Below are 22,710 nucleotides of genomic sequence, written 5' to 3' on the forward strand. Positions count from 1 at the left end.
TATTTATTCCGAGTCGATATCTTTAAGCTCGTTCTCGATGGCTTTCGCGTTTGGATTGTCTTCCGGCTTCAGCTTGCCGCCATTGGCAATAAAGTCGTGATTCTGGAAGTAGGCCTCACGCACCATAATGTACGGGTCTGAGGACTGACGGAGCAATCCGTCTGAATCCAGCAACTGCGCACGCGTTTCGACGCCTTCAATCGTCCATTTACCAATCGACAGCGGCCAGGTCAGCCACGACAGCACCGGATAAAGCGTATCCACCATATCGCCGCCATCATCACGCACGGTAAAGCTGCCATAGAATGGCAGATGGACATACGGGCCGTACCCTACGCCATAGTGACCCAGCGTGCTACCGAAGCGGTGCGGCTGTTCACGCTGCAGCTTCTGGTTAGCCATGCCTGCCACATCAATGAAGCCGCCCATCCCCAGCAGGGTGTTCAGGAAGAAACGGGTGAAATGCACCATCCCCTGATACGGATCCCCTTGCAGGAAATAGTTCGCCATCACCGCGGGTTCTTCCAGGTTGCTGGTGAAGTTACTGAGCCCGTTACGCGCAGGTTGGGGAACATAATCGCGCCATGCTACCGCTACAGGGCGAACCACGTACGGGTCCAGCACGTTGTAGTTGAAGTTATACATTGAGCGGTTAAATCCTTCGAAAGGATCGGAGCGTCCTGTTTGCTCGCCAGAGCTGGCGCAGCCCACAAGCATCGTTGCGCCCAGCGCAAGCGCCGACAGCCGAAGTTTCATAAATTTCTCCCTGTTCAATATGGCTATCGTTGATTGCCATCCGTAACGGAGCAGGTGGCGCTCCGCATGAAAACGTGCAAATGATTGTAACAGCACGTTTCCCGATGTCTACGAGCACACGTACGGGCAGGCGTTAGCGTGACTCTGATCTCAGCATAGCCTGTCTTTCACAATTCGTTTCGCTGGCGATTTTATCCTGTCTTTACAGGAGGAGTATCACCTTTGTTGTCATTTCCGGCAATTTAAGAGCATCCCCACGGGGTTTTTGTTAAATGCCGCTACGCTTAAAAGAAAAGGTTTTCCTCAAGGAGCGGTTATGAAAGACATTGGTGAAGAAAAAATAGGCGAAAGTCATGAGGATCATGAGATTGAAAGTGAGGAAAAAGATCGCGGTGAGGAGATAGAGATTGACGAGGATCGCCTTCCCTCACGCGCGATGGCGATCCACGAGCATATTCGTCAGGACGGCGAAAAAGAGATGGAGCGCGACGCCATGGCGCTGCTCTGGTCAGCCATCGCGGCCGGTTTATCGATGGGGGCCTCCCTGCTGGCTAAAGGGATTTTCCACGTTCAGCTTGAGGGCGTACCCGGCGGATTTTTAGTCGAAAACCTCGGTTATACCTTCGGTTTTGTCATTGTGATTATGGCGCGTCAGCAGCTGTTTACCGAGAACACCGTCACCGCCGTTTTACCGGTGATGCAAAACCCTACCCTGAGTAATTTCGGATTACTGATGCGCCTGTGGAGCGTGGTGTTGCTGGGCAATATCATCGGCACCGGCATCGCCGCATGGGCATTCGAATATATGCCCATTTTCGATGAACCCACGCGCGACGCCTTCGTTAAAATCGGCATGGACGTCATGAAAAACACGCCGTTAGAGATGTTCTCGAACGCCATCATTTCCGGGTGGATCGTGGCAACCATGGTCTGGATGTTCCCGTCGGCAGGCAGCGCTAAAATTGTGGTAATCATTCTGATGACATGGCTTATCGCGCTGGCGGACACCACGCATATCGTGGTCGGTACTGTGGAAATCCTTTATCTGGTGTTCAATGGCACCCTGCACTGGACCGATTTCTTCTGGCCGTTTGCGCTCCCTACCCTTGCCGGAAACATCTGTGGCGGCACCTTTATCTTTGCCCTGCTAAGCCATGCGCAGATCCGTAACGACATGTCCAACAAACGCAAGGCTGAGCGCAAGGCGCAGGATAATAAGGACAAATCGGCAAAAAAACCGGCCTGAGTGGCGACTCTTTAAGCAGTCAGGCGGCAATGCGCTTAACGCAAAGTGTAAATAACGTTATACTCGTGCCGCCTCGTCCCCTTAGTTAAATGGATATAACGAGCCCCTCCTAAGGGCTAGTTGCAGGTTCGATTCCTGCAGGGGACACTTCAGATTCGCCTCCGCTCATCACCGCCTGGTACACAGGAATGCGTCGCGTTGTGTCGGTGAGCGTATCGAAAACGTCCCTTTCTGATGTGACTATCCTCATCCCTGCTTTCCTTAGTCTCTGAATGTCAGCGGCAATCCGCTGAATGCCGAACCAGAAAAGTCCGTCCAGAGCGGTGACTTCAAGCCCGCTCTCCAGCGCCAGCTTAAGCCGTTCACGCGGCAGTTTGACCTGCTGAGCAATATGCCGGTAGGCCGCCTCCGTGCTGCCCATTGCGTCGATTCGTCGAATGCGGGTGGTCAGGTGATACTGAAATTCATCGGGCAGGGTGGCGAGATCGCTTTTGATGCTCCAGACGCAGCCGAATCGTTTGCCGTTGAAGGTGACGTTCTTCTGATTCACCTGCAGTTCATTTCGCACGGCGGCAATCAGCTGCGGCGTACGGATAAGCAGCAGGCGAAAAGGAAGCTCAAAGCTGGTGACATAATCGACATTCAGGAGCGCAAAACGTAAGCGTTCTTCTGCGCCCAGCCTGTTCGCCTGACACTCGTTAAGGACATCTGACCATTGCTGTTTCAGGCGAGGCGGTTCATTCGCTTCTGAAAAACGGTATTTTTCGATTTGATAGTCGATGCGCGCGCTCACCTTTCGCCTCTGCTGGTCAAATATGTTGCGGATAATTCTGACTTTATCAGCAGTGGTTAACGATCGGAAGATGCTGGCGAAAGTTAAAAATGAGATGCAGCATTCTGAAATAACGCGGTAAAATGGTTTCCGTTTGTGATTAAAAGCCAGCGAAATCAATCGGCTCACGAAGCGCCGCTTTTTTAATCAAAAACGTTTCATAGCACATAGCGTATAACGGTGCTACATTATGCCGCCCACCCAACGTCAGCACTGGCCAGGCAACGCCGTAAAGTTCGGTAAAGCCTGCAACCCTGCCCAAGTTCTACGGTCTAATTGGCACGTGGTATCGCGAATTGGCGCTACTTTCACAGGCTTTACATAGGTTCCACTATTTTGTCTCAATCCAATTTCAAACGCGCGTTTTTGCACCCGCGTTACTGGTTTACATGGTTTGGCCTTGGCGTTCTTTGGCTGCTGGTTCAGCTCCCTTATCCCGTCATTCGTTTCCTGGGCTCAAAGCTCGGAAGCGCATCGCGCCATTTCCTTAAACGCCGTGAATCCATTGCTCGTAAAAACCTCGAGCTTTGCTTTCCGCAATACAATGCACAAGAGCATGAAAAGCTGATTGCTGAAAACTTCAAATCCATCGGCATGGCATTGCTAGAAACCGGCATGGCCTGGTTCTGGCCTGATGAACGCGTCCGTAAATGGTTTGACGTTGAGGGTCTTGAAAACCTGAAACGCGCGCAGTTGCAAAACCGTGGCGTTATGGTCGTTGGCGTTCATTTTATGTCGCTTGAGCTGGGTGGCCGCGTCATGGGTCTTTGTCAGCCGATGATGGCAACCTATCGTCCGCACAACAGCGCCCTGATGGAATGGGTGCAGACGCGGGGACGTATGCGTTCCAATAAGGCGATGATCAGCCGCAACAACCTGCGTGGCATGGTCAGCGCGCTGAAAAAAGGCGAAGCCGTCTGGTTCGCGCCCGATCAGGATTACGGGCGTAAAGGCAGTAGCTTTGCACCTTTCTTCGCGGTTAAAGACGTCGCGACGACCAACGGCACCTTTGTGATTTCACGTCTGTCCAGCGCCGCCATGTTGACGGTAACGATGGTGAGAAAAGCGGATAAGTCAGGCTATCGCCTGCATATCTCTCCGGAAATGGCGAACTACCCTGAAAACGAGTGCGAAGCCGCTGCGTTCATCAACAAAATCATCGAGACAGAGATCATGCGTGCGCCTGAGCAATACCTGTGGATGCACCGTCGTTTCAAAACGCGCCCGCTCGGTGAAAGTTCACTCTATATCTGAGTCCGGTTAACAGGTTAGTTTTGTAGAGAAATTAACCTATTAATTCCCTGTAATGACGATGTGTTATCGGTTTAGTGTGCGTCGCTCAATACGAATTTATTTCTCACCTAAATCATACTGTCGCCGTTCCACGACACTTGTAAGTCACGGAAAGTATTTAAAAAAATCTCACTTGTCACCCCCCAGATTTAGGCGTACATTAGCGCCGTCTGTTGATGGGAATGTACAGAATTCTGAGCGGAAGTCGGCGGCGTAGCGGGATAATTCTTATTTCCGTTTTAGTGCGATTTCCACTCTCTATACTCAAGTGGACTCTGTTTGTTAATGCGTACCAAAAGATACGCGGAGCGATGAAACGTGAAATATTTCTTTATGGGCATTTCGGTGATTGTGTTGGTTTGGGCCGGAACCTTTGCCCTGATGATCTAGTCGAGCACATGCATAAAAAAGGCGCCCAGGGCGCCTTTTTTACTTTTCAGCCAGGGTTACTCGGCTGTGTTTCTCGACACCAGTAGCCCGTCCGCCCGGAACATACTCTTGATGCCCCTCACCGCCTGGCGGATACGGTCGCTGTTTTCAATCAGGGCGAAGCGCACATGGGTATCGCCGTAATCACCGAAGCCAATCCCCGGTGAGACGCAGACCTTCGCATCCTGCAGAAGCTTCTTAGCAAACTCCAGCGAGCCCATCGCCGCGTAAGGTTCAGGGATTTTAGCCCAGACGTACATTGAGGCTTTAGGCATCTCGACCATCCAGCCCGCCTCGTGCAACCCTTTGACCAGCACGTCGCGACGGCGCTTATACTGCGCAGCAATATCCTGGACACACTGCTGGTCGCCTTCCAGCGCCGCAATCGCGGCTACCTGCAACGGTGTGAACGTGCCGTAGTCGTGATAGCTCTTAATCCGCGCCAGCGCACTCACCAGCGTTTTATTGCCCACCATAAAGCCAATGCGCCAGCCGGCCATGTTGTAGCTTTTCGACAGCGTGAAGAATTCCACCGCGACATCACGCGCGCCTGGCACCTGCATAATGGAAGGCGCTTTCCAACCGTCATAGACGATATCGGCATAGGCTAAGTCGTGAACCACCAGCACATCGTAACGTTTTGCCAGGGCAACCACTTTCTCGAAGAACTCCAGCTCAACGCACTGCGCCGTCGGGTTAGACGGGAAGCCCAGGATCATCATCTTCGGTTTCGGGTAGCTTTCCCGAATGGCGCGTTCCAGCTCGTTAAAGAAATCCACTCCTTCCACCAGCGGCACAGAGCGCACCTGCGCGCCCGCAATAACGGCACCATAGATATGAATGGGGTAGCTGGGATTCGGCACCAGGACGGTGTCGCCGTGATCCAGCGTGGCCAGCATCAAATGCGCCAGCCCCTCTTTTGAACCAATGGTGACAATCGCTTCGCTCTCAGGGTCGATCTCGACGCTGTAGCGTTCCTGATACCAGCGCGAGATCGCGCGGCGCAGTCGGGGAATACCGCGCGAAGTCGAGTAGCCATGCGTATCGGGACGCTGGGCGACCGTACAGAGTTTCTCGACGATATGCGCAGGCGTTGGGCCATCAGGGTTACCCATGCTGAAATCGATAATGTCTTCGCCGCGCCGACGCGCAGCCATTTTCAGTTCAGCAGTGATATTAAAGACATAAGGGGGAAGACGATCGATACGCGTAAAACGGCGTTCAGGACTGGAGTCAGCCATATATTCCTCAGATTAACGTGAGCGCCCGGACCGTCCGAGCGACGCTGCCACCGATGTGGCGAGCTTAGAAAATAACCTGAATAAAAAGCGGCTGTCGAGAGGGAAAATAAAAAATACGTTCTGATTTAAAACCGGAAGAGGAGATTTGCGAAAAGCGGAAGCCAGACTGCGGAAAACATTGCGTGATATCTTTCGGTTAACACCATGATATCAATAAATTTACGTTATACCTGTCGCCACCTGAGAGCGCTGGAGTTTTCAGGCACCTGACAACAATCCCCTTTGTAAATTATGGTTTTTCCTCATTTGATAAACCGGACGGATAGCTGGTCATTGAGTCGCAGGTTTTTTATCATAGCGCTTTCCCCTTTCCGTGGTTAACCCGTGCACGAAATATTCAACATGCTCCTGGCGGTTTTTGACCGCGCGGCATTAATGCTGATCTGCCTGTTCTTTCTCATTCGCATTCGCCTGTTTCGCGAGCTTTTGCACAAGTCTGCACACTCGCCTAAGGAGCTGCTGGGCGTTACGGCTATTTTCTCGATGTTCGCCCTGTTCAGCACCTGGTCCGGCGTCCCGGTAGAGGGATCATTGGTCAACGTGCGAATCATCGCCGTGATGTCGGGCGGGATCCTGTTCGGCCCATGGGTAGGCGTGATTACCGGCATCATTGCAGGCACGCACCGCTACCTGATTGATATCGGTGGCGTGACGGCCGTTCCATGCTTTATTACCAGCATTATTGCCGGGATACTGTCAGGCCTGATTAACCGACGCGTGCCGAAAAAACAGCACTGGCGCGTTGGGATCATCGCGGGCATGGTGTGCGAAACCCTGACGATGATCCTGGTTGTCGCCTGGGCACCGACCGTGGCGCTGGGTCTCGATATTGTGTCAAAAATCGGTATTCCGATGATCCTCGGCAGCGTCTGCATCGGCTTTATCGTGCTGCTGGTACAAAGTGTCGAAGGGGAAAAAGAGGCGCTCGCGGCCCGTCAGGCCAAGCTTGCGCTGGATATTGCCAACAAAACGCTGCCGCTGTTCCGCCATGTAAACGCCGAATCGTTACGCCAGGTATGCGATATCATTCGGCGCGATATACACGCCGATGCCGTCGCCATCACCAACATCGACCGCGTGTTGGCCTACGTTGGCGTGGGTGAAGATAACTATCGTGACAATGACGACACCATTAGCCCGACCACGAGAAAAGCGATCAACTACGGGAAAATCATCATTAAAAACAATGATGAGGCTCACAGAACGCCCGAAATTCACTCCATGCTGGTGATCCCGCTTTGGGAAAAAGGGGTGGTCACCGGTACGCTGAAAATTTATTACTGCCACGCCCACCAGATAACCTCCTACCTCCAGGAGATGGCTATCGGGCTGTCGCAGATTATCTCCACGCAGCTCGAAGTTTCCCGCGCGGAGCAGCTTCGTGAGATGGCAAATAAGGCAGAGCTTCGCGCGCTGCAAAGTAAAATAAATCCCCATTTCCTGTTTAACGCCCTGAATGCCATCTCCTCTTCCATTCGGCTTAATCCGGACACCGCACGTCAGTTGATCTTCAATCTGTCGCGCTATCTTCGCTACAACATTGAGCTGAAAGACGACGAGCAGATCGACATCAAAAAAGAGCTGTATCAGATTAAAGACTATATCGCGATCGAGCAGGCGCGCTTTGGTGACAAACTCACGGTCATTTACGATATTGATGAAGAGGTGAACTGCGTGATCCCGAGCCTGCTGATCCAGCCGCTGGTCGAAAACGCGATCGTTCACGGTATTCAGCCCTGTAAAGGCAAAGGGGTAGTGACCATCAGCGTGACGGAAAGCGGCAATCGGGTACGCATTGCGGTGCGTGATACCGGCCACGGCATTGATGCGCAGGTGATTGAGCGCGTGGAGTCCAATGAAATGCCGGGGAACAAAATCGGGTTACTGAACGTGCATCACCGCGTCAAGTTGCTGTATGGCGATGGCTTGCATATCCGCCGCCTGGAGCCAGGCACTGAAATCGCCTTTTACGTCCCGAATGAACGCTCGGCCGTTCATGCGCCCTCTTCACTGCTGCCATAGGCCGGAGTAATACATGAAAGTCATCATCGTGGAAGATGAAATTCTGGCTCAGCAGGAGCTGAGCTGGCTGATTAAAACCCACAGCCAGATGGAGATCGTGGGAACGTTTGACGATGGCCTGGACGTGCTGAAATTCCTGCAGCACAACCGCGTCGACGCCCTGTTTCTTGATATCAACATTCCCTCCCTGGACGGCGTACTGCTGGCGCAAAACATCAATCAGTTCGCCCATAAGCCGTTTATCGTGTTTGTCACCGCGTGGAAAGAGCATGCGGTTGAAGCCTTTGAACTTGAGGCTTTTGATTACATCCTTAAGCCGTATCAGGAATCACGGATTGTAAGCATGCTGCAAAAGCTGGAATCGGCCTGGCAACAGCAGCAGGCCGCGCCGGTCAGCGCCAGCCCTGCCGCGCGCGAAAATGACACCATTAACCTGGTCAAGGATGAGCGGATCATCGTAACCCCCATCAATGATATTTATTACGCCGAAGCGCATGAGAAAATGACGTTTGTTTATACGCGGCGCGAATCGTACGTGATGGCGATGAATATCACCGAGTTTTGCAGCAAACTGCCTGCGGCGCACTTCTTTCGCTGCCACCGGTCGTTTTGCGTGAATTTAAGTAAGATCCGCGAGATCGAACCCTGGTTCAACAACACCTATATTTTGCGCCTGAAGGATCTGGATTTTCAGGTGCCGGTAAGCCGCAGCAGGGTAAAAGAGTTTCGCCAGTTAATGCATCTTTAACGAAAAAGCCCTCTCCGGGTGAAGAGGGCTTAACATGTCAGAGGATCTGACCGAGAACCTGGCGCAAATGCGCGCCAGAGCCGAGCAGGCCCGGGTTATCGTGCACAATCAGGTAAACCGGAATGTCCTGAATGTAGCTTCTGAAACGCCCTTTATCTTCAAACCCGCCACGGAAACCGGACGCTTTAAAGAAGTCGAGGAAGCGCGGGACGATCCCGCCCGCGATATAAACGCCGCCGAAGGTGTTGAGATTCAGCGCCAGGTTTCCGCCGAACCGTCCCATGATCACGCAGAACAGCGACAGCGCGCGACGACAGTCGGTGCAGCTGTCTGCTAACGCGCGTTCAGTGACATCTTTCGGTTTAAGGTTTTCCGGCAGCCGACCGTCGGATTTCACAATCGCACGGTACAAATTCACCAGGCCCGGCCCGGAGAGCACGCGCTCTGCAGAGACGTGCCCAATTTCCGCCCGCAGCTCTTCAAGGATAATCCCCTCTTCTTCACTGTTAGGCGCGAAATCCACGTGACCGCCTTCGCCCGGCAGGCTGACCCAGCGTTTATCCACATGCACCAGGTGAGCCACCCCCAGCCCGGTGCCCGCCCCGTAAACGGCGATTGGCTTGCCTTCAACGGGCGCGGTGCCGCCAAACTGTATCAGGTGGTCTGGCTTCAGCATCGGGATCGCCATGGACACGGCGGTGAAGTCATTGATGATTTCCAGATGTGCAAAACCGAGGTTTTTTTGCATTTCGGCAATAGAGAATGCCCACGTGTGGTTGGTCATCGCCACCCAGTCACCGGTAATCGGGCAGGCAATGGCAATGCAGCCATCTTCAACCTGAACGTTATGCTCGTCCAGGTAGACGCGCACAACGGCTTCCAGGCTTGGATAATCCAGCCCTGAATAGGTTTTCGCCTGCGTTATTTCACCGGTATTGATATCGCACAATGCCAGCCGTGCGTTGGTGCCGCCCACATCACCCACTAAAGCATACTTTGTCATTCTTCTACTGCTCCGCTAAAGTCAGAATAAATCTTTGGGACACTGTAAATTCAAGGCGTCATAACAACAACGACCAGAAGATGAATGCCCCAGGATAATCGATCTTCGTCACAGAATAACTTTACCGTTTCAGCACCTTTTACACTATTGCCACAATGCTGAATACGCAAAGTCACGTTAGGCCGTTTTGTACAAGGAAATTATCATGCTCCACCCGCGAGCCAGAACCATGCTGTTATTGGCCATCCCGGCGCTGATTATTGGCATAGCGTCAAGCCTGGTGCTTATCATCGTCATGAAAGTCGCCGCGGTACTTCAGACGATGCTGTGGACAGCGTTGCCGACCAGCCTGGGGATGAACATTGACTCTCCGGCGTGGATTATCGCCATGCTGACGCTTACCGGTATTGCCGTGGGGCTGGTGATCCGCTTTAGCCCAGGCCACGCCGGGCCGGATCCGGCGCTGGAACCGCTGATCGGGGCACCGGTTAACCCGTCGGCCCTGCCGGGGCTCATCATCGCGCTGATCCTGGGCCTGGCGGGAGGCGTGAGCCTCGGCCCGGAACACCCGATCATGGCGGTGAATATCGCTCTGGCGGTGTTTCTCGGGTCGCGTATTTTTCCGCGCGTTGATGCACTGGACTGGACGATCCTGGCCTCCGCAGGCACCATTGGCGCGCTGTTTGGCACCCCCGTTGCCGCCGCGCTGATCTTCTCTCAGACGCTCAGCAGCAATAACGATGTTCCGCTATGGGATAATCTGTTTGCACCGCTGATGGCCGCCGCAGCGGGCGCTCTCACCACCAGCCTGTTTTTCCATCCCCATTTTTCCCTTTCGCTGCCTCACTATGGCCAAATGCAGCTTGCCGATATCTTCAGCGGCGCAATCGTGGTTGCTATTGCCATTGCGCTGGGCATGGTCGCGGTGTGGTGTCTGCCGCGCCTGCATCGTCTGATGCACAAACTTAAACATCCGGTTTTAATTCTGGGCGTCGGCGGTCTCATACTGGGGGTTTTGGGGGCAATCGGCGGGCCGGTTACGCTGTTTAAAGGGCTGGACGAGATGCAGCAGCTGGCGTTTAGTCAGGTGTTTAGCGTCTCGGATTATCTGCTTTTCGCGCTGATTAAGCTGGCAGCGCTGGTGGTGGCGGCAGCATGCGGTTTTCGCGGAGGCCGTATTTTCCCCGCGGTGTTTGTCGGGGTGGCGCTGGGGCTGATGTTGCATGAGCACGTTGATGCCGTACCGGCAGCCATTACCGTCTCCTGCTCTATTCTGGGGCTGGTGCTGGTGGTCACACGTGATGCCTGGCTAAGCCTGTTTATGGCCGCCGTGGTCGTGCCGGACACCACCTTACTCCCGCTGCTCTGTATCGTGATGTTGCCCGCCTGGCTCCTGCTGGCGGGCAAACCGATGTTGATGGCCTGGCGTAACGATAAGTGATCAGGCGCTGTTTCGCGCCTCCAGCGCTTTGGTAAGGGCGGCCAGCAGCGGCGGGATATCGGCTTTGGGGAGCATCACCTCAATCAGGGCCAGACGCTCGTGGTGCGCCACTTTGTCCAGCACCTCCGCCAGCTGTTCCGCCTCACTGACGCGCCAGCACTCCGCCTGGGGATCCAGGCTGAGCGCCTGCGGGATCTGCGTCCAGTTCCATAGCGCGATATCGTTATAGCGCTGCTCTGGCCCGTGGATCGCCCTCTCCACCGTGTATCCTTCGTTATTGAGCACCAGCACGATGGGATGCTGTTTATCACGCAGCATTGACCCCAGCTCCTGAATAGTCAGCTGCGCTGCGCCGTCCCCGGTCAGCACGATCACCCGGCGGTTCGGGCACGCCGTTTGCGCCCCGAAGGCCGCCGCCAGCGTATAACCAATCGACCCCCACAGCGGCTGGACGATAAAGTTCACGTCCGCCGGCAGCCGAAGATCGATAGCCCCGAAGGCCGACGTACCCTGGTCGGCAAGAATAATATCGCCAGGGCGGATAAAGGTTTGCAGCGTGCTCCAGAAGTTCTCCTGGGTGAGCGAGCCTGTCTGCACGGAAGGGGCATCACGGTGCGCGTCACCGGAGATCCGGGCGTGATGCACATGCTGTTTGCACAGCTGCGTCAGGGTTTCAATCGCCTGCTGCATGGTAATGCCGGTATACCAGACGTCGCCCACCCGTGAAGCATGTGGCTGCACTTCTATCGTCTGCGCCGGCGTGAGCTGATGGGTAAACCCGGCGGTCAGGGTGTCGGTAAACCGGGTCCCGATGCACAACACCGTATCCGCCCCCTCAATCGCCTCTTTCACCGCTGCAGCACTCGCCGAACCGCTGTAAGTACCGTAAAAACCGGCCTGGCGCTCATCGAAAATGCCTTTGCCCATCAGCATGGTGGCGTGCGCCATCGGCACCTCGTTTACCCATTTTTGCAGCGCCTGTTTTAGCCCGTGGCGTAGCACTAAAAAATCGGCCAGCAGCGCGGTGCGCCTGGTGGCGGCCAGGCGCTGTTGCGCGGCGTCGCGAAACGCCTGCAGGCACGCATCATCTCCCTCGGTAGCGCGCAGCGTGAGAGCGTTTACAGGTGGCGTCGCGGCTTTTTTGGCCACATCGGCGGGCAACATCAGATAGCCCGGACGGCGCTCACGAAGCATCGTCGTGAGGACGCGGTCAATTTCATAGCAGGCATTTTGTTCGGTCAGGATCGCCTGCGCCACAGTGATCGGTTCGCTCATGTGATAGAAATGGCGAAACTCCCCGTCGCCCAGCGTGTGGTGCAATAACTCACCGCGCTGCTGTGACGCCATGCCCGGCGCCCCTACGATATGCAATACCGGCACATGTTCGGCAAAGCTGCCCGCGATGCCGTTCATGGCGCTTAATTCCCCCACGCCAAATGTCGTCAGCAGTGCGGCAAAGCCTTTGCAGCGGGCATAGCCGTCGGCGGCGTAAGAGGCATTCAGCTCGTTGGCACAGCCCACCCAGCAGATGTCCGGGCTGTCTATTACGTGATCGAGAAACTGCAGGTTGTAGTCGCCCGGCACGCCAAACAGATGATCGGCACCGCAATCTGTAAGACGGTCCAGCAGGTAATCGGCGACGCAGTATGGGGTTGTCATAACAGGTGTCCTTCTGACGTTGACCTCCCTCTGAGTATTAGAGAAGCGCGATGACTGTCCAGAAACGCCAATAAGTAGGCCATGGAAAGATTGCTTTACAAAAAATACGGCGTTCTTTTCCTTTTCGTTGAGTTAGTGTAAACGTATACACACATTTTTCTTTTCAACGCCTGAGGTGATGAAATGGGTTATCAGCCGGACAAAAATCGTTATCAGACAATGCAGTATCGCCGTTGTGGACGCAGTGGTCTCAAGCTGCCCGCTATCTCCCTTGGCCTCTGGCACAACTTCGGTGACGCCACGCTACTCGAAACCAGCCGTCAACTTTTACAGCGCGCCTTCGATCTGGGCATTACGCATTTTGACCTTGCCAATAACTACGGCCCACCACCTGGCTCTGCAGAACGCAACTTTGGGCGCATTTTGCAGGAGGATTTCCTGCCGTGGCGCGATGAACTGATCATCTCTACAAAAGCGGGCTACACCATGTGGGACGGCCCTTACGGCGACTGGGGTTCACGCAAATACCTGATTTCGAGCCTGGACCAAAGCCTGAAGCGTATGGGGCTGGAGTATGTCGACATCTTTTATCACCACCGTCCGGATCCTGAAACGCCGTTAACAGAGACGATGAAAGCGCTCGACCATCTCGTGCGTCAGGGCAAAGCGCTGTACGTCGGATTATCCAACTACCCTGCCGAACTGGCGCGTCAGGCGATAACGATCCTGGAGGATCTCGGCACCCCCTGTCTCATCCATCAGCCGAAATACTCCATGTTCGAGCGCGCGCCTGAGGCGGGTTTGCTGGACGTACTGAACGAGAACGGTGTGGGGTGTATTCCTTTCTCCCCGCTGGCGGGCGGTCAACTGACCAATCGCTATTTGAACGGCATTCCTGAAGACTCGCGAGCCGCCAGCGGCAGCAAGTTCCTTAACCCCGATCAGTTGACCGAGGAAAAGCTGGTTAAAGTTCGCAAGCTGAATGCATTGGCCGAAAGCCGGAACCAGAAGCTGTCGCAGATGGCACTGGCCTGGATCCTGCGCCACGATGCCGTGACGTCTGTGCTGATTGGTGCCAGTAAAACGGCGCAAATTGATGACGCGGTAGGCATGCTCGAGAATCGACATTTCTCGACAGAGGAACTGGCGAAAATTGACGCGATCCTCAGCGGGTCAGAATAAACCCGTTTTTAGCATTTCGTGCTCTCGTTGACGAATTCGGAGTTGAGGCGATGATACGAGTCTTTACCAACTCGTAATATTGCGTTAACAGGCCACACAAGGCCCCGATCGTGAAGGAGAAAAGTATGTTCAGGTCACTGATTCTGGCTGCCGTTTTACTGGCTGCTGCACCGCTGGTTGCTAACGCGGGCGAAATCACCCTGTTGCCATCCGTAAAATTACAAATTGGCGATCGTGATAATTACGGTAACTACTGGGACGGCGGTGGCTGGCGCGACCGCGATTACTGGCACCACCATTATGAATGGCGTAAAAACCGCTGGTGGAAGCACGACAATGGCTATCACCGCGGCTGGGACAAGCGCAAAGCCTATGAACGCGGCTACCGTGAAGGCTGGCGCGATCGCGACGACCATCGCGGTGGCAGAGGTCACGGCAGAGGCCATGGTCACGGCCATCATCATTAATGAACAAAGGAGCCTCACGGCTCCTTTTTCTTTTTGCTTTTTTTTATTTATAACCCTAATGCCGTTCCTGCCAGCAGCCACAGGTTGAGCGCCACCACCACCACGACGATGGCCCACCCCGCTCTTTTCACCAGCGTGGTGTTCACTAAATCTCCCATCAGCGATTTGTCACTGGTAAATATCAGCAGCGGCACCAGCGCCAGCGCGATACCAAAGCTCAGTAAGACCTGACTCATCACCAGAATACGGGTGGGATCCAGCCCCATCAGAATGACGATGAAGGATGGCAGCATTGTGACCGCGCGACGTACCCAGAGCGGAATATGAAAGCGCACAAAGCCCTGCATTACCACCTGCCCGGCCAGCGTACCCACCACGGTTGAGGAGAGGCCGGCAGCCACCAGGCTAAGCCCGAAGATGGTCGCCGCGGCGTGGCTAAGTAAGGGTTCGAGGGTCAGATAGGCCTGATCAAGATCGGCAACGCCCGTATGGCCATTAAAATGGAAAGCGGCAGCTGCGGTTGCCATCATCGCCAGGTTCACAAATCCGGCAATGGTCATGGCGATCGCCACGTCCCATTTGGTGGCGGAGTAACGGTCTTTACGCGTTCCGCCGTGCAAGTCCTGGGTTAATGAAGAGTGGAGATAGATAACGTGCGGCATGATGGTTGCGCCCAGCACACCTGCCGCCAGAAATACGGCTTCGGTATTAGGCAGGCTGGGGATCGCCATCCCTTTACCGAGCTGCACCAGATTTGGTTGGGAAAATACCAGCTCAACAATATAGGCTGCGGCCACAAACAGCAGCAGACCACCAATCACTTTCTCGAGCGGTTTTTGCCCGCGACGCTGCAGCATCAAAATAAGGAACGTCGCAATCCCGGTCAGCACGGCGCCCTGCAGCAGCGACACGCCTAAAATCAGCTTGAAGCCGATAGCCGCCCCGATAAATTCGGCGAGATCGGTCGCCATGGCGATAATTTCCGCCTGGATCCAGTACAGCCACACCGCCGGACGCGGATAGTGGTCGCGGATCTGCTCCGCCAGGTTTTTACCTGTGGCAATACCCAGCTTTGCCGAAAGCATCTGGATCAGCATCGCCATGAAGTTGGCCCAGACTACCACCCACAGCAGTTTATAGCCGAAGCTGGCCCCGGCCTGAATGTTGGTCGCAAAATTACCCGGATCGATATAGCCAATAGCAGCAATGAACGCAGGTCCCATTAACGCGAACCGCAACTTGCGTGCTGCTCTGCCACTGCTACCCTCTACGCGACTGTTTGTCATGTCTGCCTCTGGAAATATAGCCTTTGCTATGTTTTATGCTATCAAAATGAGAATGATTATCAAGACCATTTAGGTGGTTAAAAATGATTTCATTGATAGCTAAGAACAATAGGTGGGCAGGTGGTGCGACATCACAGATTGTGAAAATGCGCAGTCATTTGTGAAGCGTAGCACACAAACTTAACTTTTCACTCATTTACCTAACATAACAAAAATGTATTGTTGATCACTATTTTTGAGACTCGTCACAGGATGTAACTATAGTGTGGCCTTGATCTCGTTTTCTTTGCGCTTGTTACATAGAATGTGCACGGAAATTAAACCTGCCTCATATTTGGAGCAAATATGGACCGCGTCCTTCATTTTGTCCTGGCACTCGTTGTCGTTACTGCGCTTGCGTTGCTGGTCAGCCATGACCGCAAAAAAATCCGCATCCGCTTTGTTGTTCAGCTTCTGGTTATTGAAGTTTTACTCGCGTGGTTCTTCCTGAACTCCAACGTGGGACTCGGCTTCGTCAAAGGCTTTTCCGAAATGTTTGAAAAACTGCTCGGGTTTGCCAACGAAGGGACCAATTTCGTCTTCGGTAATATGAACGATCAAGGCCTGGCGTTCTTCTTCCTGAAAGTGCTGTGCCCTATCGTCTTTATCTCTGCGCTGATTGGTATTTTGCAGCACATCCGCGTGTTGCCTGTTGTTATCCGCGCTATCGGTACCGTGCTGTCAAAAGTGAACGGTATGGGCAAACTGGAATCTTTCAACGCCGTAAGCTCCCTGATCCTCGGTCAGTCTGAGAACTTTATCGCGTATAAAGACATCCTCGGCAAAATGTCCCGCAATCGTATGTACACCATGGCTGCAACGGCGATGTCTACCGTTTCCATGTCGATTGTTGGCGCATACATGACCATGCTGGAGCCAAAATACGTTGTTGCGGCACTGGTTCTGAACATGTTCAGCACCTTTATCGTTCTGTCTCTGATCAACCCATATCGTGTTGAAGAGGGCGAAGAGAACCTGCAGATGGCAAATCTGCATGAAGGTCAGAGCTTCTTCGAAATGCTGGGTGAATACATTCTGGCGGGCTTTAAGGTTGCGATTATCGTTGCGGCAATGCTGATCGGCTTTATCGCCTTGATTTCTGCCCTGAACGCCCTGTTCGCGGCGGTGCTCGGTATCTCCTTCCAGGGCATTCTGGGCTATATCTTCTACCCTGTTGCCTGGGTAATGGGTGTTCCGGCTCACGAAGCGCTGCAGGTCGGCAGTATCATGGCCACCAAGCTGGTGTCTAACGAATTCGTTGCAATGATGGATCTGCAGAAAATTGCCAGCACGCTCTCGCCGCGCGCAGAAGGCATCCTCTCTGTGTTCCTGGTTTCCTTCGCCAACTTCTCATCCATCGGTATCATCGCCGGTGCGATTAAAGGTCTGAACGAAGAACAGGGCAACGTGGTTTCTCGCTTTGGTCTGAAACTGGTGTACGGTTCGACGCTGGTCAGCGTGCTCTCCGCTTCTATCGCGGCGCTGGTCCTGTAACCCATACCGTGAAATAAAAACCGGGAGCCTTGTGGCTCCCGGTTTTTTTATGCCTGCAGTTCGCTTAGCGGCGCGGGTTTACCGATGAGATACCCCTGCAGATAATCCACTCCGAAGCGCAGCAGCATCTCCCGCTGCTCCGGTGTCTCAACATATTCAGCCACCACGCAGAGTGATTTCGTCTTCGCCAGATTGCAAATTGACTGGACGATCATCGCGTCCATGCTGTCACTACAGATATCTTTGACGAAGCAGCCATCAATCTTAATGATGTCAGCCTGCAGGCGTTTGAGGCGCTCGTAGTTGGCGTATCCCGTGCCAAAATCATCGATTGCTATGCGGAAGCCGTACTCCCGAAGCGTCTGGATATTTTTAATGCTTGCTCCAGAATTAGAGAAGGCCTGCTCTTCGGTTATTTCGATGACCACTGCATTTGGGCTGACAAAATAGCGCTCAAAGAGCTGAATTATCTCGCTCGCCGCCTCTTTTTGCATCAGCGTTAGCGGCATCAGGTTGACGGAGAAACGCGTTTCGGCGTGTGGTTCCGGGTGGTTCTTAAGCCATTCCAGAAGGCTTTCAACCACGCTCATATCAAACCGATGGCTCAGGTTAAACTGGGCAACAAGCGGGATAAAGCGGTCAGGTGTGATGATTTCGCCCTCGCTCTCTATACGGGTCAAAATCTCGTAATACCCCTTCCCCTGCGCGTTCTGGATGGGCTGCGCGTACAGACGAAGGCCACCCTCTTCGAGCGCCCGCTTAATACGGCCCAGCATCAACACCCGATCCGTTGTCTGGCCCGAGACGGTCTCCAGGCTGTTGGTCAGCCCCAGAACGCGGTGGGTTGCGCAGGATTGTTCTGCAAGCCAGCTCAGCTGGCCCAGCATAGGGTGCAAATGCTCACCGCCTTCCACTTCGCCCCACGCTGCACCGAACTCGATTTCCAGCGCCGTTTTGTTCCAGATAATCTTCCGGCTGTTCAGGTGATCCACCATGTACTGGAGCCGCTCGGACGGTTCCGGCCCAAGCAACACTACAACCAGCTCGCTACCGGGTAGCTGAAAGAGCTTTTCCTCATGTTGCAAATAAGGCTGAAGGGTGGCGGTGACCGATCGTTTGCAATGTACCCGCATCAGTATGCCGTAATGGCGGCTGAGGAACTCCAGGTTGTCCATCCGCAGACAACAGACTTTGGCGTCGGGGTGGTCCTGCAGGTAGTCTTCCAGCGCGCGGATGTTTGGTAACCCGGTCAACGGATCGGTGAGCGCCCTTTCCTGCCAGCCCTGCTTCATCCACTCACTGCGACGGTAGATCTTCGACATATAGAGCAGGCAGATAGCAAATGAGATCAGCACCGACAAGATAAAGGAGAGCGAGTAGCCCGTTTCTACGCCATTCAAAAAGTTGTAATTGTAGGTCAGCAGCATCAGGGCTGATACAGCCCATAGCAAGGAGATCAGCGCATAGCTCAGACGGCGTATCCCCAGCGTGAAGAGGATAAAGACGATCGGCATCAGGTAGCCAGCAATAATCGGCGACTCAAAGGGCGCACATAAAATTGCGATAAAGAGAACTAACAGCGTTAACCAGACGATGATAAATAACGGCTTTTTACTGAAAAGAAACGGCTTTACGCTTCGACGCCAGAACACCCTGGCGTAGCCGGGATTCATTATCATTCTTAATGGGTAATAGAACATCATGGTAAATATCAGCGCTGCACAAATCAGGCTTTGAATATCAATGATGTTATAAATAGCGGAGCCTTCTCCGAAGAAAGTGGAGACCGCTACAGGGAAATCAAATAAATAGCCTGCAAGATACATCAGGAGTTTAATCCCGACTGGTACCATAAAGCCGAGCCAAAAAATACGCATGCCAATATATTTATTTGGCACGCTGTGCCGCCAGCGGCGCCCGATCGCCAGACGTAGCAGACCGCACGCCGCAAACACGGGAAAAGTCTGACAAAATAATAAGATAACGTGCTGAAGCGCGTTTAAGTGAAGATTATAAATATTTGTTACAATAATGCTTATCAGAACCGGAATAACCGCCCGTCGGCCAAATAATAAAACGGCGGCCAGCATTACGCTCAACGGCAACCAGGCCAAATAAACCTCGTAGCCGTTAACAACCGCCCGAGGAGAAATATAGCGGGAAAAAGGGACGGTAATCAGACACAATGCCAGGGCAAGCATTGCTATCTTTACATTATTGTCAGTTTTTCTTTTCATTAATTTTGGCTATCTATTTACATTTCTTCGTATTGACCATTCGGATAATAGGTTTATTAATTGTACGAATCAAGTTGAACGCTATAAACCGTTAACTTTATTGATTTAGATTTAGCTGGTGTATAGAAAGCCGCGTGGATGGCAACAAAAGGATCGTAAAGCTGTTACAGACGCATAAAAAAACCCCCGTCTTTCGACGAGGGTTCAAATTTTGGTGGAGCTAAGCGGGATCGAACCGCTGACCTCTTGCATGCCATGCAAGCGCTCTCCCAGCTGAGCTATAGCCCCACATGTTACTTTACCTACCGCACTCTGTTGGGTTCAGAGTTTGGTGGAGCTAAGCGGGATCGAACCGCTGACCTCCTGCATGCCATGCAGGCGCTCTCCCAGCTGAGCTATAGCCCCGTCGTAAAGCTGTCATGTTGACGGGCGGCATAATATGAATTCCGCTGCTGAGTGTCAACGGCAAAATAAGCCTTTAACTTTCAACCGCCGAAAAATCAGTCAAATGAACCGTTTTGCGAGCCTGCTCGCAGCCAGTAGTTAAGCCTGTCACGTTTTCACGTAAAACGGTGCTATAAGATGAACCACTAAGTAACCACACAAATACTCAGGAAATTGCATGATCAAGGAACGAATGACGCCAGAAGAATTGGCCTTGCTCACTGGCTATAGCCGACAGACCATCAATAAATGGGTTCGTAAAGAGGGTTGGATTACATCGCCAAAACCAGGAGTTCAGGGCGGTAAGGCGCGTCTGGTACATGTGAATGAGAGAGTGCGGGAATTTATCCGCAGCGCACGTAAGGCTCCAGACACCGCTGAAATGCCGGAAAGCGGCGGCCAGGACGGCGCGCTTCGCACTTTACTTCTGACGCTGGCGAATGAAATGACGCCGGATGAGCAAAAGCAGATGACATCTCTGTTACTGCGGGAAGGGATTACCGGATTGTTGCAACGTTTAGGGATACGCGACCAGAACTGATATGAAAAGAATACGCAGTAAAATGACCACGGAAGAGCTGGCTGATAGCCTGGGGGTCGCAAGACAAACCGTGAACCGCTGGATACGCCAGAAAGGCTGGAAAACGGAAGGTATCAACGGCGTGAAAGGCGGCAGAGCGCGGCTTATACATATTGATGGTCGCGTGAAGGGGCATATCATGAGCCTTCCCGCCGTGCGTAACCGTCAGACGATGTACCAGCTGGCAGAAGCGCCCACGTTATACGGTCAACCGCCCACGTCGGGCCTGCTCCCGCAAATAATCGATTCGCTGGAAAATATGACGCAGGACGAGCAGGAACGTTTGCACGTTTTGCTGGCTCGCGAAGGCATTCATGGTTTTCTTGCGCGACTGGGCATCGCTGAATAGCAGGCATAAAAAACGGCAGTGTAAACTGCCGTTTTTTTAGCCAAAGCTCAATTACTGCTGGCTTTCACGCTCTGCAATAAAGCCCAGCGCTTTGTTAATACGCGCGACGCTGCGTGATTTACCGATAGCGTGGACGGTGACATCCAGCGCAGGAGACTGGCCCGCACCGGTTACCGCAACGCGCAGTGGCATACCGACTTTACCCATGCCGACTTCCAGCTCATCGGCGGTTGCCTGAATTGCGTGATGGATATTCTCAGCCGTCCAGTCGGTGATGGCAGCCAGTTTGTCACGTACCACTTCCAGCGGCTGACGAGCGACCGGGCGCAGGTGTTTCTTCGCCGCGTCGGCATCGAACTCGTCAAACTCTTCATAGAAATAGCGGCAGCTTTCCGCGATCTCTTTGAGGGTTTTGCAGCGCTCGCCCAGCAGCTTGACCAGATCCGCCAGCTCAGGGCCGGTACGGGTATCGATGTTCGCCTGCTCAATATGCCACTGCAGGTACGTTGCCACATATTCTGGCGGCATGGTGTTGATGTAGTGATGGTTCAGCCACAGCAGTTTGTCCGTGTTGAACGCGCTGGCAGACTTGCTCACGGAGTTAAGCGAGAACAGCTCGATCATCTCTTCACGGCTGAAGATCTCCTGGTCACCACTTGCCCAGCCCAGACGCACCAGATAGTTCAGCAGCGCTTCTGGCAGATAGCCATCATCGCGGTACTGCATAACGCTCACCGCGCCATGGCGTTTGGAGAGCTTTTTACCGTCATCACCGTTAATCATGGAGACGTGCGCATACACAGGCACAGGGGCATTCAGCGCTTTGAGGATGTTGATCTGGCGTGGAGTGTTGTTGATATGGTCTTCACCACGAATAACATGGGTGATTTCCATATCCCAGTCGTCAACCACAACGCAGAAGTTATAGGTCGGGGAGCCATCCGTACGGCGGATGATCAGGTCGTCCAGCTCCTGGTTGCTGAATTCAATCGGCCCGCGGATCTGGTCATCAAAGATAACAGAGCCGTCCTGCGGGTTAGCAAAACGCACCACGCACGGCTCGTCGGCAGCGTGTTCGCTATGGTCGTGACGGCAGCGGCCGTCATAACGTGGTTTTTCGCCATTGGCCATCTGCTCTTCGCGCAGCGCATCCAGACGTTCTTTGGAGCAGTAGCATTTATAGGCCGTGCCCGCCACGAGCATCTCGTCGATGACCGCGTTATAACGGTCAAAACGTTTGGTCTGGAAATACGGGCCTTCATCCCACTCCAGATTCAGCCAGTTCATCCCATCCATAATGGCTTCAATTGCTTCCGGCGTGGAGCGTTCGAGATCGGTGTCTTCAATACGCAGTACGAACTCGCCCTTGTTATGGCGTGCAAAAAGCCAGGAATAGAGCGCGGTACGTGCGCCACCGACGTGCAGATAGCCTGTCGGGCTTGGCGCGAAGCGGGTTTTGATTTTCATGAATTGGCCTTACGTTATAAAGGTGCCGGCATCCGGCGAATCCCGGGGGAAAAAACAATGGGCAATATTCTATCACTGTAGGGCGATTCCTCAATGTCGATCCCTGCATCAGGCTCGAGTTTACTGTTTTTGTTTAGAATTCAAGCTCCACAGCCCATTTTGCGATCGCTTTGTTTAAATTTACGACGAACGAATAAAAACTTTAGAAAAGGCGTTGACTCATTTTCAACTCTCCCTATAATGCGACTCCACACAGCGGGGGTGATTAGCTCAGTTGGTAGAGCATCTCCTTTACACGGAGGGGGTCGGCGGTTCGAGCCCGTCATCACCCACCATCTACTTCGGTAGGCTCGCAGTGTAGATAAGAATTGAGATTGGGCGATTAGCTCAGTTGGTAGAGCATCTCCTTTACACGGAGGGGGTCGGCGGTTCGAG

19 protein-coding genes and 4 tRNA genes are annotated in these 22,710 nt (G+C 53.4%); 13 read left to right on the plus strand and 10 right to left on the minus strand.

Annotated elements, in window-relative coordinates:
• Positions 1 to 3: 3 nt before the first annotated feature.
• Positions 4 to 756: a phospholipid-binding lipoprotein MlaA gene (mlaA, locus tag QLG21_RS03135; protein ID WP_006176573.1), complete on the minus strand. Its 753-nt coding sequence runs from the start codon at positions 754 to 756 to the stop codon at positions 4 to 6.
• Positions 757 to 1,072: 316 nt separating this feature from the next.
• Here mlaA and QLG21_RS03140 point away from each other — a divergent pair, with 316 nt between their 5' ends.
• Positions 1,073 to 2,002, plus strand: a complete 930-nt coding sequence (locus QLG21_RS03140; protein ID WP_282483864.1) for a formate/nitrite transporter family protein — start codon at positions 1,073 to 1,075, stop codon at positions 2,000 to 2,002.
• Between the two features lie 75 nt (positions 2,003 to 2,077).
• Positions 2,078 to 2,149: transfer RNA gene (locus tag QLG21_RS03145), tRNA-Arg, on the plus strand.
• Here QLG21_RS03145 and QLG21_RS03150 read toward each other — a convergent pair.
• On the minus strand, positions 2,112 to 2,795 hold the full coding sequence (locus tag QLG21_RS03150) for a helix-turn-helix domain-containing protein (protein WP_282483877.1): 684 nt from the start codon (positions 2,793 to 2,795) through the stop codon (positions 2,112 to 2,114). The genes QLG21_RS03145 and QLG21_RS03150 overlap by 38 nt on opposite strands.
• A gap of 375 nt (positions 2,796 to 3,170) precedes the next feature.
• Here QLG21_RS03150 and lpxP point away from each other — a divergent pair, with 375 nt between their 5' ends.
• Both lpxP and ypdK read left to right on the plus strand, forming a co-directional pair.
• On the plus strand, positions 3,171 to 4,088 hold the full coding sequence (gene lpxP, locus QLG21_RS03155) for a kdo(2)-lipid IV(A) palmitoleoyltransferase (RefSeq protein WP_042320354.1): 918 nt from the start codon (positions 3,171 to 3,173) through the stop codon (positions 4,086 to 4,088).
• Positions 4,089 to 4,445: 357 nt separating this feature from the next.
• Positions 4,446 to 4,517: a membrane protein YpdK gene (gene ypdK, locus QLG21_RS03160; RefSeq protein ID WP_099458937.1), complete on the plus strand. Its 72-nt coding sequence runs from the start codon at positions 4,446 to 4,448 to the stop codon at positions 4,515 to 4,517.
• 56 nt (positions 4,518 to 4,573) lie between these two features.
• On the opposite strand, the gene alaC is transcribed toward ypdK, so the two are convergent.
• Positions 4,574 to 5,797, minus strand: a complete 1,224-nt coding sequence (gene alaC / locus QLG21_RS03165) for an alanine transaminase (RefSeq protein ID WP_006176577.1) — start codon at positions 5,795 to 5,797, stop codon at positions 4,574 to 4,576.
• Between the two features lie 384 nt (positions 5,798 to 6,181).
• Between alaC and QLG21_RS03170 the strand changes: the two genes are divergently transcribed.
• Complete coding sequence (locus tag QLG21_RS03170; protein WP_042320358.1) at positions 6,182 to 7,879, plus strand: sensor histidine kinase; 1,698 nt, start codon at positions 6,182 to 6,184, stop codon at positions 7,877 to 7,879.
• 13 nt (positions 7,880 to 7,892) lie between these two features.
• Positions 7,893 to 8,627: a LytTR family DNA-binding domain-containing protein gene (locus QLG21_RS03175; protein ID WP_282483865.1), complete on the plus strand. Its 735-nt coding sequence runs from the start codon at positions 7,893 to 7,895 to the stop codon at positions 8,625 to 8,627.
• Positions 8,628 to 8,664: 37 nt separating this feature from the next.
• On the opposite strand, the gene glk is transcribed toward QLG21_RS03175, so the two are convergent.
• Positions 8,665 to 9,630, minus strand: coding sequence for a glucokinase (gene glk, locus QLG21_RS03180; RefSeq protein WP_006176581.1), 966 nt, complete (start codon positions 9,628 to 9,630; stop codon positions 8,665 to 8,667).
• 205 nt (positions 9,631 to 9,835) lie between these two features.
• Here glk and QLG21_RS03185 point away from each other — a divergent pair, with 205 nt between their 5' ends.
• Complete coding sequence (locus tag QLG21_RS03185; protein WP_282483866.1) at positions 9,836 to 11,071, plus strand: ion channel protein; 1,236 nt, start codon at positions 9,836 to 9,838, stop codon at positions 11,069 to 11,071.
• Here QLG21_RS03185 and ipdC read toward each other — a convergent pair whose 3' ends face one another.
• Positions 11,072 to 12,730 carry an indolepyruvate decarboxylase gene (gene ipdC / locus QLG21_RS03190; protein ID WP_282483867.1) on the minus strand — a complete coding sequence of 553 codons (1,659 nt, stop codon included), beginning with the start codon at positions 12,728 to 12,730 and terminating at the stop codon, positions 11,072 to 11,074. It lies immediately after the preceding gene.
• 183 nt (positions 12,731 to 12,913) lie between these two features.
• Between ipdC and mgrA the strand changes: the two genes are divergently transcribed.
• The gene (gene mgrA, locus QLG21_RS03195; protein WP_282483868.1) at positions 12,914 to 13,912 is read left to right on the plus strand and encodes an L-glyceraldehyde 3-phosphate reductase; all 999 of its coding nucleotides are present in this window, start codon (positions 12,914 to 12,916) and stop codon (positions 13,910 to 13,912) included.
• Positions 13,913 to 14,037: 125 nt separating this feature from the next.
• The gene (gene ypeC, locus QLG21_RS03200; protein ID WP_058610265.1) at positions 14,038 to 14,379 is read left to right on the plus strand and encodes a DUF2502 domain-containing protein YpeC; all 342 of its coding nucleotides are present in this window, start codon (positions 14,038 to 14,040) and stop codon (positions 14,377 to 14,379) included.
• Between the two features lie 47 nt (positions 14,380 to 14,426).
• On the opposite strand, the gene QLG21_RS03205 is transcribed toward ypeC, so the two are convergent.
• The gene (locus QLG21_RS03205) at positions 14,427 to 15,665 is read right to left on the minus strand and encodes an Nramp family divalent metal transporter (RefSeq protein WP_282483869.1); all 1,239 of its coding nucleotides are present in this window, start codon (positions 15,663 to 15,665) and stop codon (positions 14,427 to 14,429) included.
• Positions 15,666 to 16,010: 345 nt separating this feature from the next.
• Between QLG21_RS03205 and QLG21_RS03210 the strand changes: the two genes are divergently transcribed.
• On the plus strand, positions 16,011 to 17,198 hold the full coding sequence (locus tag QLG21_RS03210) for a NupC/NupG family nucleoside CNT transporter (protein ID WP_006176588.1): 1,188 nt from the start codon (positions 16,011 to 16,013) through the stop codon (positions 17,196 to 17,198).
• Positions 17,199 to 17,245: 47 nt separating this feature from the next.
• Here QLG21_RS03210 and QLG21_RS03215 read toward each other — a convergent pair whose 3' ends face one another.
• The 3 genes from QLG21_RS03215 to QLG21_RS03225 all read right to left on the minus strand — a co-directional run bounded on the left by QLG21_RS03215 (position 17,246) and on the right by QLG21_RS03225 (position 19,840).
• A complete protein-coding gene (locus tag QLG21_RS03215; protein WP_137849459.1) occupies positions 17,246 to 19,435 on the minus strand; it encodes an EAL domain-containing protein in 2,190 nt (729 codons plus the stop codon).
• A 212-nt stretch (positions 19,436 to 19,647) separates the two neighbouring features.
• A tRNA-Ala gene (locus QLG21_RS03220) sits at positions 19,648 to 19,723 on the minus strand.
• Positions 19,724 to 19,764: 41 nt separating this feature from the next.
• A tRNA-Ala gene (locus QLG21_RS03225) sits at positions 19,765 to 19,840 on the minus strand.
• Between the two features lie 217 nt (positions 19,841 to 20,057).
• On the opposite strand from QLG21_RS03225, the gene QLG21_RS03230 reads away from it, so the two are divergent.
• Together QLG21_RS03230 and QLG21_RS03235 are read left to right on the plus strand one after the other, a co-directional pair.
• Entirely contained in the window at positions 20,058 to 20,420 is a 363-nt protein-coding gene (locus QLG21_RS03230) for a YfeC-like transcriptional regulator (RefSeq protein WP_006176590.1), read from the plus strand.
• Position 20,421: 1 nt separating this feature from the next.
• Positions 20,422 to 20,808, plus strand: a complete 387-nt coding sequence (locus QLG21_RS03235) for a YfeC-like transcriptional regulator (protein ID WP_006176591.1) — start codon at positions 20,422 to 20,424, stop codon at positions 20,806 to 20,808.
• Between the two features lie 51 nt (positions 20,809 to 20,859).
• Here the strand turns inward: QLG21_RS03235 and gltX are convergent, their stop codons facing one another.
• Complete coding sequence (gltX, locus tag QLG21_RS03240; RefSeq protein ID WP_137849460.1) at positions 20,860 to 22,275, minus strand: glutamate--tRNA ligase; 1,416 nt, start codon at positions 22,273 to 22,275, stop codon at positions 20,860 to 20,862.
• A gap of 259 nt (positions 22,276 to 22,534) precedes the next feature.
• On the opposite strand from gltX, the gene QLG21_RS03245 reads away from it, so the two are divergent.
• A tRNA-Val gene (locus QLG21_RS03245) sits at positions 22,535 to 22,610 on the plus strand.
• The last annotated feature ends 100 nt before the right edge of the window (positions 22,611 to 22,710 follow it).

Source organism: Enterobacter sp. V87_3 (genome assembly GCF_029967835.1).
In the GTDB taxonomy this organism is placed as follows: Bacteria; Pseudomonadota; Gammaproteobacteria; order Enterobacterales; family Enterobacteriaceae; genus Enterobacter; species Enterobacter cancerogenus.